Source organism: Lichenicola sp. (genome assembly GCF_965198575.1).
GTDB lineage: Bacteria > Pseudomonadota > Alphaproteobacteria > Acetobacterales > Acetobacteraceae > Lichenicola.
In genome coordinates this window covers 1,637,368-1,654,364 of the sequence record NZ_OZ240671.1, presented here as the reverse complement: position 1 = coordinate 1,654,364, position 16,997 = coordinate 1,637,368, and the positions used below count along the sequence as shown (strand labels likewise).

Genomic DNA, 16,997 nt, shown 5'->3' with positions numbered 1-16,997 from the left:
GCTTCCGGCACGTTATCTCCAGGCTTGCAAACGACAGGTCCGGGTTTCGCGATGCACCGGGCAGACTAGGGAGTAGCTCCATGGCGGGCGTGGACGTTCTGGCGACGGCCTTCAGTGGCGGCAATGCGGCATATCTGGCTGATCTTTACGCACGCTGGGTGTCCGATCCGGGCAGCGTCGATCAGAGCTTCGTCACCCTGTTCGCCGCCCTCGACGAGGAGGCGGTCGCGGTTCTCCAGGACGCCTCCGGAGCCACATGGGCGCCTCGCCATTTCGAGGTCGAGCGGCCGGAGCCTACACCCGTCGCCGCCAAACCCACCGTGGCAAAGGACGCCAAGGCGCCGGCTCCCGCCAAGGTCGCGCCGGTCACCGCGTCCGCACCCGACGCCGACCAGCTTCGCGCCAGCGCCGATGACAGCCTGCGCGCCATGCAACTGATCCGGGCCTACCGGGTCCGCGGCCATCTCGAAGCGCGGCTCGATCCGCTGGGCCTGCAGATCCCGAAATCGCATGCCGATCTCGATCCGGCGACATACGGCTTCGGCCCGGAGGATTATGACCGGCCGATCTATCTCGGGAAAACCAAGTCGCTGCTGCTCGGCACCGAGATCGCCAGCATCCGCGAGATCCTGAGCGCCATCCGTGCGGCGTATTGCGGCCCGATCGGCGCCGAGTTCATGCACGTGCAGGATCCGGCCCAGCGGGAATGGATCCAGGCGCAGATCGAGGGCCGCAACTGGCGCGAGAGCTTCAGCACCGACCAGAAGAAGACCATCCTGCGTCAATTGGACGAGGCTGAGGGCTTCGAGGCGTTCTGCCAGAAGCGCTATGTCGGCACCAAGCGCTTCGGGCTCGAGGGCGGCGAAGTCGCGATCCCGGCGCTGCACACCATCATCCAGCAGGCGGCGCACGACGGCGTGCGTACCGTGGCGATCGGGATGCCGCATCGTGGCCGCCTCAACACGCTCGTGAACATCGTACGCAAGCCGTACACGGCGGTGTTCAGCGAGTTCGCCGGCGCCAGCTTCAAGCCGGACGACGTGCAGGGCTCGGGCGACGTGAAGTACCATCTGGGCACTTCGACCGATCTCGAGATCGAGGGCCATAAGGTCCATATCTCGCTGCAGCCAAACCCATCGCACCTGGAGGCGGTCGATCCGGTCGTGGTCGGCAAGATCCGCGCCGGCCAGGACATGATCGGCGACACCAAGGGCCGTCACTCCGGGCTCGGCATCCTGATGCACGGGGACGCCGCCTTTGCCGGGCAGGGCCTGGTGTACGAGACGATGGCGATGAGCCAGCTGATCGGCTATCGCACCGGCGGCACCATCCACCTGGTCGTCAACAACCAGATCGGCTTCACCACGGTCTCGGCGCATGCCTATTCCGGGCTGTATTGCACCGACATCGCCAAAGCGGTGCAGTCGGCGATCCTGCACGTGAACGGCGACGAGCCGGAAGCCGTGGTGTTCTGCGCCCGGCTCTGCGCCGAGTTCCGGCAGAAGTTTGCCGCCGACATCGTGCTCGACATCGTCTGCTACCGCCGCCACGGCCACAACGAGAGCGACGAGCCGGCCTTCACCCAGCCGACCATGTACAAGGCGATCCGCGGTCGGGCGACCACGCGCTCCCTCTATGCCGAACGCCTGGTGCGTGAGGGTGCGATGACCGCCGACGAGGCGCAGGCGGGCTGGGATGCATTCCAGGCTCAGCTCGAGGGCGACTACAGGGCGTCGCAGTCCTACCGCCCGAACAAGGCGGACTGGCTCGAGGGCCAGTGGGCCGGGATGAAGCAGTCGGCGGACAAGGCGGGCTCTTCGGACCAGGCGACCGGGCTGCCGGTGGAGACGCTGAGGCAGATCGGGCAGGCGCTTGGCACGGTGCCGGCGGACTTCAACGCGCATGGCAAGATCGTCCGGCAGCTCGAGGCCAAGCTGGCGATGTTCGAGAGCGGCGAGGGTATCGATTGGGCCACCGGCGAGGCGCTGGGGTTCGGCGGGCTGCTGCTGGAGGGCCACCGGGTGCGGCTGTCGGGCGAGGATTGCCAGCGCGGCACCTTCAGCCAGCGCCACGCGGTGCTGATCGACCAGACCAACCAGAACGAGTACGTGCCGCTGAACAACATCCGAGGCGCGGATGCGGGCGGCCAGGCCGGCATCGAGATCTACAACTCGCTGCTGTCGGAGTTCGGCGTGCTCGGCTTCGAGTATGGCTACAGCCTGGCCGACCCCAGGACGCTGGTGCTGTGGGAGGCGCAGTTCGGCGACTTCGCCAACGGCGCGCAGGTCATCATCGACCAGTTCATCGCGTCCGGCGAGACCAAGTGGCTGCGCATGTCGGGGCTGGTGATGCTGCTGCCGCATGGCTACGAGGGCCAGGGTCCGGAGCACTCGTCGGCGCGCCTGGAGCGCTACCTGCAGCTCTGCGCCGAGAACAACATGCAGGTCTGCAACATCACCACGCCGGCCAATTATTTCCATGCGCTGCGCCGGCAGATGAAGCGGACCTACCGCAAGCCGCTGGTGGTGATGACGCCGAAATCGCTGCTGCGTCACAAGCTGGCGGTGAGCCCGCTCTCCGAGATGGCGGCGGGAACCTGGTTCAAGCCGGTGATCGAGGAGACCGACGCGATCGGCGCCGCCGCCAAGGTGAAGCGTGTCGTGCTGTGCTCGGGCAAGGTCTATTACGATCTGCTGGCCGAGCGTCGCGAGCGCAACCTGCAGGACGTGGCGATCGTCCGGCTCGAGCAGATCTATCCGTTCCCCGACGAAGAGCTCGGGCGAGTGCTGGCCGCATACGGCAATGCCGAGATCATCTGGTGTCAGGAAGAACCGGAGAATGCCGGTGCCTGGACCTTCGTCGATCGTCGCATCGAGGCGGTGCTGAAGCGCCTGGGCCTGAAGTCGAGCCGGCCGAGCTATGCCGGCCGGATCGCCGCCGCCAGTCCCGCGACCGGGCTTGCGCGCACCCATGCGACGCAGCAGGCCGCACTGGTGCGCGAAGCTCTGGGTGTGCAGGCGGACGTCGACGAGAGGGCGGCCTAGTCGCGCAGGCTCGACACTCCGGCGTCTGGCCACTTCCGGGTGCCAGGGGTACAAATGGGCTGGCTGCGCGCGTCCGGCTACCACGATAGACGCCGATAGATAGACTGAAGGAAGCCGATGTCTGCCGAGATCAAGGTTCCGACGCTTGGAGAAAGCGTCACCAGTGCAATCATCGCGCGCTGGCTGAAGCAGCCGGGCGAGACGGTGTCCGTGGACGAGCCGGTCGTCGAGCTCGAGACCGACAAGGTCAGCGTCGAGGTATCGGCGCCGGAAGCTGGCGTGCTCGGGCCGCATGAGGTCGAGGAAGGCGCAGAGGTCGAAGTCGGCGCGCTGCTCTCGGTGGTGGAAGCCGGTGGTGCGGCGTCGCCCGCCCAGGCAAAACCGGCCGCGGCTCCGGTTGCTGCGGCGCCAGCACCGGCACCCGCATCCGCACCCGCCGGCGCGCCGACCGGTGGGATCCAGCCGCCGCGTCCGACCAGTGGTCCGGTCGCACGTCCGGCAACGCCGCCGGCCGACGTCCAGCGGGAGGGCCATGCACCGCTGCCTGCCGCCCAGAAGATGATGACCGAGAAGAAGGTCGACGCGTCTGCGGTCGGTGACGGCACCGGCAAGGACGGCCGCATCACCAAGGGCGACGTGCTGGCGTTCCTCGATCGTCCGACCCAGCCGGCTGCGAAAGCGCCCGCGGCGAAAGGTCCGGCGCGGACCGACGACCCGCGCGAGGAGCGGGTGAAGATGACCCGGCTGCGCAAGACCATCGCCAACCGGCTGAAGGATGCGCAGAACACCGCGGCGATCCTGACGACCTTCAACGAGGTCGACATGTCCGCGGCGATGGCGATGCGCGCCCAGTACAAGGAAGCCTTCGAGAAGAAGCACGACGGCGCCCGGCTCGGCTTCATGTCGATCTTCGTGCGCGCGTGCGTGGCGGCGCTGAAGGAATTTCCGGCGGTCAATGCCGAGATCGACGGCGACGACATCGTCTATCGCAACTTCGTGCATATGGGCATTGCGGTCGGTGGCCCGAACGGACTTGTGGTGCCGGTGCTGCGCGACGCCGATCGCATGGGGTTCGCCGAGATCGAGCGGTCGATCGCAGGCTTCGGCAAGCGGGCGCGCGACGGTGCGCTGAAGCTCGACGAGCTGACCGGTGGCACCTTCTCGATCACCAACGGCGGCATCTACGGCTCGCTGATGTCGACGCCGATCCTGAACCCGCCGCAATCGGCGATCCTGGGGATGCACAAGATCCAGGAGCGGCCGATCGCCGTCGCCGGCCAGGTGGTGATCCGGCCGATGATGTACGTGGCGCTCTCGTACGATCACCGCGTGATCGACGGCAAGGAGGCGGTAAGCTTCCTGGTGCGCATGAAGGAAGGCGTGGAGGATCCGCGCCGGCTGCTGCTGGAACTCTGACCCGCCGGCGTCCTGAGCCGCAGCTGTTTTTCCTAGCCACTCGAAAGACGTGACCCATGCCGGTTGAGATCAAGGTTCCCACGCTTGGTGAGAGCGTCACCACCGCGATCGTCTCGAAGTGGCTGAAGCAGCCTGGCGAGCAGGTCGCGGCCGACGAGGCGGTGGCCGAACTCGAGACCGACAAGGTGAGCGTCGAGGTGTCGGCGCCGGAGGCCGGCGTGCTGGGCGCTCACGCGGTGGCCGAGGGTGACGAGGTCGAGGTCGGGACGGTGCTGACCACGGTCGGTGGCGAGAGCGGCGCCGTTGCCGGCTCCGAGCCGCCGGCTGATGTTTCTGCCTCCGCAAGTGCCTCCGATGCGGGGGCAGCCCCCGCTTCTGCCGGTAGCTATCTGCCGCAGCCCGAGACCGCGGCGCCGTCTGCGTCGGTGCAGAGTGAGGTGCCCGCATCGTCCGGCCAGGCGGCAAAGCCTGCACCGCCGGCGCCGACCGGTGCGCCTGCGGCGGCTCCTGCCGAGGTGGGCGAGACGGATTACGACGTGATCGTGGTGGGTTCCGGTCCGGGCGGCTACGTCTGCGCGTTGCGTGCGGCTCAGCTCGGCATGAAGGTTGCCTGCGTCGAGAAGCGCGCGACCCTCGGCGGCACGTGCCTCAATATCGGCTGCATCCCGTCCAAGGCGCTGTTGCAGAGCTCGGAGAACTTCCATGAGGCGACGGAAGGCTTCGCGGCGCACGGCATCATCGTCGGCGAGGTGAAGCTTGATCTGGCGCGGATGCACGCCCGCAAGGCCGAGGTGGTCGGCGCCAACGTCAAGGGCGTCGAGTTCCTGTTCAAGAAGAACGGCGTCACCTGGCTCAAGGGTGCCGGCCGCATCAACGCGCCGCATACGATCGAGGTCACCGGCGAGGGTGGTGCGAAAAGCTTCCGGGCGAAACACATCGTCATCGCGACCGGTAGCGACAGTGTCTCGCTGCCCGGGATCGAGATCGACGAGAAGCGGATCGTCAGCTCGACCGGGGCGCTTGAGCTGGAGAGCGTGCCGAAGCACCTGGTGGTGATCGGCGGCGGCGTGATCGGGCTCGAGCTCGGCAGCGTCTGGAAGCGTCTCGGCGCCCAGGTGACGGTGATCGAGTATCTCGATCGGCTGGTGCCGGGCATCGATGGCGAGGTCGCCAAGGCGTTCGAGCGGGTGCTGACCAAGCAGGGGCTGAAGTTCAAGCTCGGGCACAAGGTCACCAAGGTCGAGGCGAGCGAGACCGGTACCGTCGTGACGGTGGAAAAGGCCAAGGGCGGCGCTGCGGAAACGATCGAGGCCGATATCGTGCTGGTGGCGATCGGCCGTCGCGCGGTGACCGACGGGCTTGGCCTCGCGGATGTCGGCGTGGCGCTCGACAACAAGGGCCGGGTCGAGGTCGATGCGCATTACGCGACCAATATCGAGGGCATCTACGCGATCGGTGACGTGATCGCCGGACCGATGCTCGCGCACAAGGCCGAGGACGAGGGCGTGGCGCTGGCCGAGATCCTGGCCGGGCAGGCGGGTCACGTGAATTACGGGGTGATCCCGGCGGTGGTTTACACGTGGCCGGAGGTTGCCGGCATCGGCAAGATCGAGGAGGAGCTGAAGGCGGAAGGCGTCGATTACGTGGTCGGCAAGTTCCCGTTCAGCGCCAATGGCCGTGCGCGGGCGATGAATTCGACCGACGGGTTCGTGAAGATCCTGGCCGACCGCAAGACCGACCGCCTGCTCGGCGCGCACATCCTCGGACCGGATGCCGGCACGCTGATCGCCGAGCTGGCGACGGCGATGGAGTTCGGTGCCAGTGCCGAGGACGTGGCACGGATCTGTCATGCCCATCCGACCCTCAACGAGGCCGTGAAGGAAGCGGCGCTGGCGACAGGCGGGCGCGCGCTGCACGTCTGACCGCACTGGTATCCGCGCCCATGCTTGCCTTGACCATGGGGGATCCGGCCGGGATCGGCATCGAGCTGACGTTCTGGGCCTGGCATGCCCTGCGGCGGACCGGTCCCGCCTTCGTGCTGCTGGCCGATCCCGACTGGGTCGCGGGGCTTGCCAAGGGTGTGGCCGAGATGCGCGCGGTCAGCTCGCCGGAAGAGGCGCGCGAGGTGTTCGGGCAGGCGCTGCCGGTGATGGCACTGTCCGGTGATGCAGCGCTCGCCAGCACTCCGGTTCCCGGTCGGCCTGATCCGGCGAACGCAGCCGCGATCACCGGCAGCATCGCGGAGGCGGTGCGGCTGGCGATGGATGGTCGGGTCGATGGTGTGGTGACCAACCCGATTGCCAAGTCGGTACTCAAGCAGGCGGGTTTTCCGCATCCCGGCCATACGGAATATCTGGCCGAGCTGACCGGAGCATCCGGCTCCGAGGTGATGATGCTGGCGGGGCCTAGCCTGCGTGTGGTGCCGGTGACGATCCACGTGTCGCTGCGCCAGGCGCTGGACAGCCTCACCTCAGGCGAGATCGTCCGGGTCGCGCGCACCACGGCCGCCAGCCTGCGCCGGGATTTCGGTGTCTCGAACCCCCGCCTGGCGGTGGCCGGGCTCAACCCGCATGCCGGCGAGGACGGCCACATGGGCACCGAGGAAATCACCATCATCCGGCCGGCGATCGAGCGGCTGCGGGCGGAGGGTCTGGATGTCAGCGGGCCGATGCCGCCGGACACCATGTTCACCGCACCGGCGCGGGCGCGCTACGATGCGGCGATCTGCATGTATCACGACCAGGCGTTGATCCCGCTCAAGACGCTCGACATGGCGCAGGGCGTGAATGTCACCCTCGGGCTCGATCTGGTGCGGACCTCGCCGGACCATGGCACCGCGTTCGACATCGCCGGCGAGGGCGTGGCGGACCCGGCCAGCCTGATCGCAGCGTTGCGCATGGCAGGGCTGATCGCCCGCAACAGGAGTGCCGCATGAGCGCTGCCCATCCACCGGTCAGGCTTGGCGTGAACATCGATCACGTGGCGACGGTGCGGAACGCCCGCGGGGGCGCGCATCCGGATCCGCTTGCTGCCGCGTTGCTCGCAGTCAGGTCCGGCGCGGATGGCATCACGTTGCACCTGCGCGAGGACCGACGACACATCCGCGACGACGATGTCGCGCGTATCCGTGCGGCTGTGTCGGCGCCGATCAACCTGGAGATGGCCGCCACCGACGAGATGGTCGAGATCGCGCTGCGTCACGCGCCGCATGCCTGCTGCATCGTGCCCGAGCGACGCGCCGAGGTGACCACCGAGGGCGGCCTGGACGCGGCCGGCCAGATGCGGTCGCTGGCGCCGAAGGTGGCCAGGCTCCGGGCGGCCGGCATCCGCGTGTCGCTGTTCATCGATCCCGATCCGCAGCAGATCGAGGCGGCGGTGCAGCTTCGTGCGCCGGTGGTCGAGTTGCATACCGGTGCCTATGCCGAGGGCCGGGAGGGCGAACTCGAGCGGTTGCAGGCCGGGGCTGCCCTGGCGGTCTCGCATGGCATCGAGGTCCATGCGGGACATGGGTTGACCTATGCGAATGTCGGCCCGGTTGCGGCAATTCCCGGGATTGCCGAGCTCAATATCGGCCACTTCCTGATCGGCCAGGCAATCCTGGAAGGGCTGCCCGACGTTATCGGGCGGATGAAGGCGTTGATCGACGGCGCCCGCTGAAAACCGGGAGATCCAACGATGGATTATGTTCGACTGGGCCGGACGGGCCTGAAGGTCTCGCGCCTCTGCCTTGGCTGCATGACCTACGGCGAGCCGAACCGTGGTCCGCACGAGTGGACGCTGGGCGAGGAGCAGAGCCGCCCGTTCATCCGCGAGGCGCTCGAGGCCGGCATTAACTTCTTCGACACCGCCAACGTGTATTCTGCGGGTTCGAGCGAGGAGATCGTCGGACGGGCATTGAAGGATTTTGCCAAGCGCGACGAGATCGTGCTGGCGACCAAGGTGCATGGCGTGATGGGCGAGGGCCCGAACGGTCGCGGCCTGTCGCGTAAGGCGATCCTGGCCGAGATCGATAACAGCCTCAGACGTCTGGGCACGGACTATGTCGACCTCTACCAGATCCACCGCTTCGACCACGAGACGCCGATCGAGGAGACACTGGAAGCGCTGCATGACGTCGTGAAGGCCGGCAAGGCCCGCTACATCGGCGCGTCGTCGATGTATGCGTGGGAGTTCTGCAAGGCGCTCTACGTGGCCGATCAGCATGGCTGGAGCCGGTTCGTCAGCATGCAGAACCACATGAACCTGCTCTACCGCGAGGAGGAGCGCGAGATGCTGGGCCTGTGCATCGAGGAGGGGATCGGGGTGATCCCGTGGAGCCCGCTGGCACGCGGCAAGCTTGCCCGGCCGAACGGCGAAGGCGGCACCGATCGCGATCGCACCGACAAGTTTTCGCGCACCCTCTACGACGCGACGGTGGATGCCGACGCCCGTGTGGTCGATGCGGTGGGCGAGGTTGCCGAGGCACACGGTGCATCGCGGGCGGCGGTGGCTCTGGCGTGGCTGCTGGCCAAGCCCGGGATCACCGCGCCGATCATCGGAGCCTCCAAGCCGCACCACCTGAAGGATGCGCTGGCCGCACTGACGCTAACCCTCACCACAGAGCAGATCGGCCGCCTCGAGGCCGACTACGTGCCGCACGCCGTCGCGGGCTTCTGAGCGCGAAGGCGGCCGTGACCGGAAGCGGCCGCCAATGACGGTGTTCTTTACCGCCGACACGCATTTCGGACATGGCGGGGCGCGCGGCCTGTATCGACGTCCATTTGCCAGCACCGCCGAGATGGACGTGGCGATGCTGCGCGCCTGGAACGAGACGGTCGGCCTCCTGGACGAAGTATGGCATCTGGGGGATTTCGCCGTCGGACCGACACCCGACCGGACGGCGTTGCTGCTCGAGGGCCTGTCGGGGATCAAGCATCTGGTGACCGGCAACAACGACAGCGCCGGCACGCGAGCGTTGCCCGGCTGGAGCACGGTGCAGGACTATGCCGAGCTGGTCATTGAAAATACCGGCCTCGTGCTGTGCCACTACGCCTTCCGGAGCTGGCGCAACATGCAGCGCGGCTGGCTGAACCTGCACGGCCATTCGCACGGTCGACTGGCGCCGCCGATGCCCCGGCAGTTCGATGTCGGCGTCGATTGTCGCGGCTTCCGACCGGTGCAACTCGCCGACTTGCAGCGTCGCTCACCTGCACGCGCGGGTGCCGCCCGCCGTACAGGTTCGTGATGCCGCCTGGTTGCGGGGTCTTCAGCCGGCTGTAGCCACGACCTGGATATGCACCGGCTTGAGCGCCGCCTCGATCCGCGGTTCCAGGACCGGGACGACCAGGGGCAGGAGCGGCAATACCCGATCGAGAGCTTCGGCGATTGCAGGCTTGGACTCGCTCTTGGCGATCGCGATCGCGCCGCCGATCAGTGCGGTGGCCAGGGCGGTGTAGCGGGCAGGGCCGGTGAGCGCGAGCGCGCCCGCCACGGTCAGGGCCAAGGCAGACAGCCCTGCATAGGTGGAGGGTTCATCAAGTCGCGCAAGCAGGGTCGACAGGAACGAGGTCATCGTTCGGAGCTCCTGAATAAAAAGGGAATGTGGCAATGCGGGTCAGGGTGGTGCTTCGTCGGAGCAGCGGCGGCGGCCGCAGCAGACGGCTCTTCACTGCGGAAAAACGATACCCGACCCTAGATCGATGCGATAACGTAATAGGATGGCGTGGTCGATCGCAGACTCTTTAGCCGCCACGTGTCACGTCGCGCAGATATTCCGGCCCCAGCTCGTCCAGGTCGCGGACGCCCAGCAGCGCCATGCCGATATCGACCTCCCGGGCCAGCAACGACAACGCCCGATGCAGGCCGGCCTCTCCCGCCAGTGCGGTCGCGTAGAGGAAGGGCCTGCCGACCAGGACAAAATCCGCGCCGAGTGCGATCGCCTTCAACACGTCGGTGCCACGCCGGAAGCCGCTATCGACGATCACCGACATCGCGCCGCTCTCTGCCTTGATCTCACGCAGCACGTCCATCGGCGACACCGCACTCCCGAGCTGCCTGCCGCCATGGTTGGAGACGACGATCCCGTCGATGCCGCTATCGCGCGCAATCCGGGCGTCCTCGGCGGCCAGCAAGCCTTTCAGCACGAACGGGCCTTTCCACAGCCGCCGGATCAACTCCACCTCGGTCCAGGTGAAGGAGCTGTATCCGGTGACACGACCGATCTGGCGCGAAAACAACCCGATCGGTTCGCCCACCTCGACGTTGCTGATCGCCGGCATGCCGCGCCTGGCCAGCGTGCGCAGGAAGGTGCCGCCGAGCCAACGCGGATGCAGCATCGCGTCCAGACTGAGCCGCGGTGTGGGACGCAGCGGCATGCTGTAGCCGGTGCGGACGTCGGCCGGCCGGTTCGACCCGACAGGCACGTCGACCGTGAGCACGAACACCTTGATGCCGGCATCGGCAACGCGCGCCACCATCCGCTCGATCTTCGCGTGGTCGGGCGACTGGTAGGCGGCGAACCACGTCTCCGGGTTGGCCTTCACCACCTCCTCCATCGGCGTCAGGGAGTTGGCGCTCAGCAGGAACGGGACGTTGGCGGCCGCCGCGGCGCGCGCCATCCGGTTGTCGCCGTCGAAGGCGATCAATGCGGACGATCCCATCGGCGCGATGCCGAACGGCGTTGCATAGGTGTGTCCGAACAGGGTGGTCGCCTGGCTGCGGGCGCTGACGTCGCGCAGCACCCGCGTCACCATGCGCCAGCGGTCGAAAACCGCCCGGTTGCTCTGGATCACGCCGCCATCATCGGCGCCGTTGACGACATAGCCATGCACCGCCCGCGGCAGGGAGGGCTTCACCAGGCGCTGGAAATCCTCGAGTTCGAGTGCCTGTCGGAGCCGCCGCATCACGCGCGCCCGCTCGCGACGGTTGCAGGCAGCGGCAGTGGTTCGATCCGGCCGACGACGAACAGGTAGGTCGCTGCGCCGAGCAGGCAGAGGCCGCCCGCAGTGGCCAGCGGGATCACGAACGAGCCGTGGGTGATGGTGAGCATCACGCCGGTGAAGCTGGTGGTGACGACGCCAGCGAGGTTGGACGCAAAGTTCTGGATGCCGCCGATCGACGCCACCTGCGCCTTGGTCGGCGCGACGTCGCCCGGCAGCGACCAGATGCTTGCCGCGGTGAAGGCCAATGCGGCGTAGGCGATGCCGAACAAGGCGAGCGCCATCCAGGCTGCCGGGACCACGGCGGCCAGGGTGATCACCGACGACAGCAGCATGCCGCCGACCAGGCAGGTCTTGCGCGCCGCGGTCAGGCTCCAGCCGCGACGATACAGCCAGTCCGAGGTCACGCCGCCGAGCCAGCCGCCGGGAATGGCGATCAGCCCCGGAATCAGGCCGAGCGTGCCGAACTGCTTGAGCGAGAAATGCCGCGCCGTCATCAGGTAGGTCGGGAACCAGGTGATGAAGAAATAGATCACGAAGTTCAGGCAGAAAAACCCGAGCATCATGCCCCAGATGGTGCGGTAGCGGAACAGATCGATCCAGCGCATCGGCGGATCGCCGGCATCCTGCACGGCGTGACCGGCCTCGATCTCGGCCAGCGCCTCGCGACTCACATCGGGGTGCAGCTCCGGCTTGCGGTAGATCAGCAGCCAGGCGACCGCCCAGACGAGCCCGAGCAAGCCGGTCACCACGAAGGAGGCGCGCCAGCCGAACGAGGCGATCAGCCAGGCGCAGAGCGGGATCGCCACGAGGTTTCCGACGCGCGATCCGGAATCGAAGATCGAGGAGGCGACGCTGCGCTCATGCGACGGGAACCAGCGCGCGACCACCCGGGCCGATGCGGGATAGGCGCCGGCCTCGCCCGCGCCGAGCAGCAGGCGGAAGCCGAACAGGGTTGCGGCCGAGTTCGCCAGGGCGGTCAGGCCGGTGAACAGCGACCACCAGCATACGGCGATCGGGAACATCAGCCTGGCGCCGAAGCGGTCGACCAGCCATCCCATCGGCAGCTGCATCACCGCGTAGGTCCAGAAGAACGACCCCAGCAGGAACCCCATCGTGGTGTCGTTGACGCCGAGCGCGTGCTTGATGCTGGGAGCCGCGACCGCAAGGTTGGCGCGGTCGGTGTAGTTGATCGCCAGCGCCATGAAGCACAGCCACACCATGATCCAGCGTGCCTGCGGCATCAGCGTGCGTGGTCGTGCCGGGGCGATCCGGCTGGTTTCCGCGTTCGACGACATGGACGTGCCTCCCGGCAAGTGTCGGAGGCCGTTTTCCGGCCTTCCGTGGTTTTGACGCGCGATCATTGCGCCGAAACCACCGTTCGCCCAGCCGGGATGATCACGGGGGCGGCTGCGTCGCCTCGTCGAGGCGCAGGATGGTGTGGACGTTGGTGAACGACGTCGCCAGCGTGTTGATCGCGCCCGTGCGCAACGCGCCCAGGATGGCCGGCGCCTTGGTGTTCTCCGACGCGATCGCAATCACATCGGGGATCCGGTTGAGGTCCTCGCGTGAGAGCCCGATCACCCGCCCCTGCATGCCGGTGTTGGCCGGCCGGCCGTGGATGTCGATGAAATCGTAGCCCATGGTGTCGCCGATGGTGCCGGACAGCCGCGCCTCGGCGATCTCCTGCGGCGAGAACCAGCCCATGCGAACCATGTTGCTGTCCTCCGACAGGTCGCCGATGCCGATCAGCGCCATGTCGGCCCGGCGTGCCCGGTCCAGCGTCAGCTTGACGGTGTCGTTACGGTAGAGCTCGGCCCGAAGATCGGCGTTGGTCACCAATGCCGGCGCATACAGCGTCTCGCTCTCGCCGCCGAAGCGCGCAGCCAGGCGGCGGCAGATATGGTCGGGGTTCATGTTCTCGCCCGCGCGCAACGAGCCGCCGATCGCACACACGAAGGTGACGCCGGCGCGGGGCGGCATGGCCAGGGCGTCGGCCACCGCGGCGACGTTGCGACCCATGCCGACCGCCACGATCGATCCGTTGACCAGCGATTTCTCCAGGTGGCCACCGACCATCCGTGCCACGGCGCTGCGCTGTGCGTCCGCATCGCGGTGGTCGACCGAGACCAGCAGGCGGGTGATGCCGAAGCGGCGGATGAACTCGCGCTCGAGTTCGACGCCGACGGAGGCGGGCTGGTGCACCCGGATCTCGACCAGGCCCTCCTCCCGGGCACGACGTAGCAGCCGGCTGATCTTCGCCCGTGACATCGAGAAGCGCTGCGACAGCGTCTCCTGGGTCACGTCCTCATAGTAATAGAGGGTAGCGATCTCGATCAGGGTTTCGGCCCTGACCTCACCACGCTCCGGCGGCCTGGCAGCTATGATCTGCATGCGACGATCAGGTCGGTGCCGGACTGGGATGAACAAGATTTTGCCGCGACCGGCATGCAGACGATCTCCAGGCAGTCGGCACGCTCGGAAAACGACGCCGGTGCACTATCGCCATGGCTCGACCTCCCCTCCCACGGCCTATGCCGCACCGCACAAACGTCACACCGTTGAACGATTTCTCACTATGATCATATCGAGAAGGAAGATCTAGCGTCGATCCCGCCCATGAAAGCGCATCGACGCAGCGACATGCCAAGCACCGTCGGTCTGCAGGTGAAAATCCGTTCAGCGGATTGACCATTGTGCAATCGGTCTGGCATCTTCAGGCATCGGTCGGGGCGGTCAGGCCCGGCCCGTGGCAGATCCGGACAGCCTAGCGAAAAGGGACGAGCGGCATGAACCGCGTGATCAACGATCCGAACCAGGTGACCGAGGATAGTCTTGCGGGCGTCATCGCCGCGCATCCCGACCTGCTCGTCGCCACTGATCATCCTCGCGTCCTGCGCGCGGCCGAGCGGGCTGGAGAGCCGCGGGTCGGCGTCGTGACCGGCGGCGGCTCCGGGCATGAGCCGGCGTTCTTGGGCTATGTCGGGCCCGGCCTGTGCGATGCCGTCGCGATCGGCGAGGTGTTCGCATCGCCCACGGCAAAGAGCTTCCACGCGGCATTCCGCGAGGCCGACCAGGGCCAGGGCGTTGCCTGCCTGTATGGCAACTATGCCGGCGACAACATGAACGTGAAGATGGCGGTGAAGCTCGCCGCCAAGGACGACATCCGGGTCGAAACCGTGGTCGCTAATGACGATGTCGCCTCCGCATCGCCGGACGAGGCCGACAAGCGGCGTGGCGTCGCCGGCGAGATCTTCATGTGGAAGGCCGGCGGCGCCCGTGCGGCCGAAGGTGCCGATCTCGGCGAGGTCATCGGGGCTGCCCGCAAGGCGATCGACAACACGCGCTCGATCGGCATCGGCCTGTCGGCGTGCACGATTGCGGCCAACGGCAAGCCCAACTTCACCATCGAGACCGGCACCATGGAGGTCGGCATCGGCCATCACGGCGAGCACGGCATCGCCGTGCTGCCGGTGGCGCCGGCGAAGGAGATGGCCGGCATCATGCTGGAGAAGATCCTCGCCGACCTGGCTTTCGGGGGCGAGGACGTCGCCGTACTGGTGTCCGGCCTCGGCGCCACGCCGCTGATGGAGCTCTATCTTCTCTACGGCCACATCGACGAGATGCTGCGCGCCCGCAACATCACGCCGCGCCACCGCTTCGTCGGCAACTACTTCACCTCGCTCGAGATGATGGGCGTCTCGGTGACGCTGACCAGGCTCGATGCCGAGCTCGACCGGCTGCTGCGGGCGCCGGCGCGTTCGATCGGCCTGACCGTTTCCGGCTCCTGAGGAATACGCCCATGTCCGACACCGTCTCCCTGCTCGATGCCGGTCCGATCACCCTCGACATCGCGCGCGTCGTGGTGGAGGCGCAGGACCACCTGTCCGAGATCGATGCCGCCACCGGCGACGGTGATCACGGCATCAACATGGCCAAGGGGTTCCGCCTGGTGCTGAGCCGGCTGGAGGGCAAGTCGTTCGACCTGGCCGAGGGCTTCACCACCATCGGCGACACCCTGCTCGGCGATATCGGCGGCTCGATGGGTCCGCTCTATGGCTCGTTCTTCACCGAGATGGCGGACACGCTGAAGGGCCGCACCGATCTGGATCGGGACAGCTTCCAGGCCATGCTGCAGGCCGGAGAGGCCGCCATCGTCGATCTCGGCGAGGCCAAGGTCGGTGACAAGACGCTGATCGACGTGCTCACGCCGGCACGTCTGGGGTTCGAGCAGGCGGCGGCATCCGGCAGCGATTTCGCCACCTGCCTGGCGGCGTTGCGGACCGCCGCGGCGACCGGACTGGAATCCACACGCGACATGGTGGCCCGCCTCGGACGCGCCAGCCGCCTCGGCGAGCGCTCGCGCGGTGTGCTCGATGCCGGCGCCGCATCCTCCGAACTCATTCTCAGGACGCTGGCGGACGGGCTGTCCCAGCGTCTCGCGCGCTGATCCGCTGCAGCCCCCTTTCAAGGAGCGTCACCATGGATAACCTGAGCACCGTGCCGTCCACGCCGTCGGTAAACCTGCCCGCCAAGATGATGGCCGTGGTTGCCTACGAACCCGGCGATTACCGCCTCGAGGAAGTCGACGTGCCGCGTGCCGGCCCCGACGACATCATCATCGAGGTCGAGGCGTGCGGTATCTGCGCCAGCGACATCAAGACCTTCCAGGGCGCACCGTCGTTCTGGGGCGACAACAAGGGCCAGGCTCGCTACGTCAAGGCGCCGATGATCCCGGGCCACGAGTTTCTCGGACGCGCTGTCGAGATCGGTGCCAACGTCGCGGCGGCCGGGAAATACAAGGTCGGCGACCGGCTGATCTCCGAGCAGATCGTGCCCTGCGAACATTGCCGCTACTGCTCGCGCGGCGAGTACTGGATGTGCGAGAAGCACGACGTCTACGGCTTCCAGAACAACGTCAATGGCGGCATGGCGAAATACATGCGGTTCCCCAAGGAGAGCCGCACGCATCATGTGCCGGACGGCATTCCGATGGAAAAGGCCGTTCTGGTCGAGCCGTATGCGTGCTCGGTGCATGCTGTGAATCGCGGGCTGATCCAGCTCGATGACGTGGTGGTGCTGTCCGGTGCGGGCCCGCTCGGGCTCGGCATGGTCGGGGCGGCGCGGCTGAAGAACCCCTCGAAGCTGATCGTGCTCGACGGCAAGGAGGACCGGCTCGCCCTTGCCAAGAAGTTCGGCGCCGACATCGTCATGAACCCGTTCAAGGAAGACGTGGTCACGAAGGTGAAGGAACTCACCGACGGCTATGGCTGTGACGTGTATATCGAGGCGACCGGGCACGAGGCGAGCGTCACGCAAGGCCTGAACATGATCCGCAAGCTCGGCCGCTTTGTCGAGTTCTCGGTGTTCGGGCATGAAGTCACTGCCGACTGGTCGATCATCAGCGATCGCAAGCAGCTCGATCTGTACGGCGCGCATCTCGGGCCGTATTGCTATCCGCTGACGATCGCTGCGATCGGCGATGGCCGCTTGCCGACCGAGGGCGTGGTGACGCACAAGCTGCCGCTGTCGGAGTTCAAGCAGGGCTTCGACCTGATGAAAAAGGGCGAGGGCTCGATCAAGATCGTCTTGATCCCGGAATAAGCGATTGGCACGGACT

The 16,997-nt window shown here is 67.1% G+C and carries 14 protein-coding genes; 10 read left to right on the top strand and 4 right to left on the bottom strand.

Annotated elements, in window-relative coordinates; genetic code table 11:
• Nucleotides 1–80: 80 nt before the first annotated feature.
• The 7 genes from ACOEQ2_RS07665 (at nt 81) to ACOEQ2_RS07635 (ending at nt 9,684) form a co-directional block, all read left to right on the top strand.
• Nucleotides 81–3,044, top strand: coding sequence for a 2-oxoglutarate dehydrogenase E1 component (locus ACOEQ2_RS07665; RefSeq protein ID WP_419730782.1), 2,964 nt, complete (start codon nt 81–83; stop codon nt 3,042–3,044).
• A 117-nt stretch (nt 3,045–3,161) separates the two neighbouring features.
• Nucleotides 3,162–4,460 carry a 2-oxoglutarate dehydrogenase complex dihydrolipoyllysine-residue succinyltransferase gene (gene odhB, locus ACOEQ2_RS07660; protein WP_419730781.1) on the top strand — a complete coding sequence of 433 codons (1,299 nt, stop codon included), beginning with the start codon at nt 3,162–3,164 and terminating at the stop codon, nt 4,458–4,460.
• 56 nt (nt 4,461–4,516) lie between these two features.
• A complete protein-coding gene (lpdA, locus tag ACOEQ2_RS07655) occupies nt 4,517–6,382 on the top strand; it encodes a dihydrolipoyl dehydrogenase (protein WP_419730780.1) in 1,866 nt (621 codons plus the stop codon).
• Between the two features lie 20 nt (nt 6,383–6,402).
• Nucleotides 6,403–7,395 carry a 4-hydroxythreonine-4-phosphate dehydrogenase PdxA gene (gene pdxA / locus ACOEQ2_RS07650; RefSeq protein WP_419730779.1) on the top strand — a complete coding sequence of 331 codons (993 nt, stop codon included), beginning with the start codon at nt 6,403–6,405 and terminating at the stop codon, nt 7,393–7,395.
• A complete protein-coding gene (locus tag ACOEQ2_RS07645) occupies nt 7,392–8,117 on the top strand; it encodes a pyridoxine 5'-phosphate synthase (RefSeq protein WP_419730778.1) in 726 nt (241 codons plus the stop codon). The genes pdxA and ACOEQ2_RS07645 overlap by 4 nt, the downstream gene beginning before the upstream one ends.
• An 18-nt stretch (nt 8,118–8,135) precedes the next feature.
• A complete protein-coding gene (locus tag ACOEQ2_RS07640) occupies nt 8,136–9,116 on the top strand; it encodes an aldo/keto reductase (protein WP_419730777.1) in 981 nt (326 codons plus the stop codon).
• Between the two features lie 34 nt (nt 9,117–9,150).
• Nucleotides 9,151–9,684, top strand: a complete 534-nt coding sequence (locus ACOEQ2_RS07635; protein WP_419730776.1) for a metallophosphoesterase — start codon at nt 9,151–9,153, stop codon at nt 9,682–9,684.
• A 21-nt stretch (nt 9,685–9,705) separates the two neighbouring features.
• On the opposite strand, the gene ACOEQ2_RS07630 is transcribed toward ACOEQ2_RS07635, so the two are convergent.
• The 4 genes from ACOEQ2_RS07630 to ACOEQ2_RS07615 form a co-directional block, all read right to left on the bottom strand.
• Nucleotides 9,706–10,011 carry a hypothetical protein gene (locus tag ACOEQ2_RS07630; RefSeq protein ID WP_419730775.1) on the bottom strand — a complete coding sequence of 102 codons (306 nt, stop codon included), beginning with the start codon at nt 10,009–10,011 and terminating at the stop codon, nt 9,706–9,708.
• Nucleotides 10,012–10,180: 169 nt separating this feature from the next.
• Nucleotides 10,181–11,341 carry an alpha-hydroxy acid oxidase gene (locus tag ACOEQ2_RS07625; RefSeq protein WP_419730774.1) on the bottom strand — a complete coding sequence of 387 codons (1,161 nt, stop codon included), beginning with the start codon at nt 11,339–11,341 and terminating at the stop codon, nt 10,181–10,183.
• Nucleotides 11,341–12,675 carry an MFS transporter gene (locus ACOEQ2_RS07620; protein ID WP_419730773.1) on the bottom strand — a complete coding sequence of 445 codons (1,335 nt, stop codon included), beginning with the start codon at nt 12,673–12,675 and terminating at the stop codon, nt 11,341–11,343. Before ACOEQ2_RS07620 ends, ACOEQ2_RS07625 begins: the two co-directional genes overlap by 1 nt.
• A gap of 100 nt (nt 12,676–12,775) precedes the next feature.
• Nucleotides 12,776–13,771 (bottom strand): sugar-binding transcriptional regulator, encoded by a 996-nt coding sequence (locus ACOEQ2_RS07615; RefSeq protein ID WP_419730772.1) that lies wholly within the window; start codon nt 13,769–13,771, stop codon nt 12,776–12,778.
• A gap of 395 nt (nt 13,772–14,166) precedes the next feature.
• Between ACOEQ2_RS07615 and ACOEQ2_RS07610 the strand changes: the two genes are divergently transcribed.
• The 3 genes from ACOEQ2_RS07610 to ACOEQ2_RS07600 are packed head-to-tail and all read left to right on the top strand — an operon-like array spanning nt 14,167 to nt 16,981.
• Nucleotides 14,167–15,168: a dihydroxyacetone kinase subunit DhaK gene (locus tag ACOEQ2_RS07610; RefSeq protein WP_419730771.1), complete on the top strand. Its 1,002-nt coding sequence runs from the start codon at nt 14,167–14,169 to the stop codon at nt 15,166–15,168.
• Between the two features lie 11 nt (nt 15,169–15,179).
• Entirely contained in the window at nt 15,180–15,827 is a 648-nt protein-coding gene (gene dhaL, locus ACOEQ2_RS07605) for a dihydroxyacetone kinase subunit DhaL (RefSeq protein WP_419730770.1), read from the top strand.
• Nucleotides 15,828–15,859: 32 nt separating this feature from the next.
• A complete protein-coding gene (locus ACOEQ2_RS07600; protein WP_419730769.1) occupies nt 15,860–16,981 on the top strand; it encodes an alcohol dehydrogenase catalytic domain-containing protein in 1,122 nt (373 codons plus the stop codon).
• The last annotated feature ends 16 nt before the right edge of the window (nt 16,982–16,997 follow it).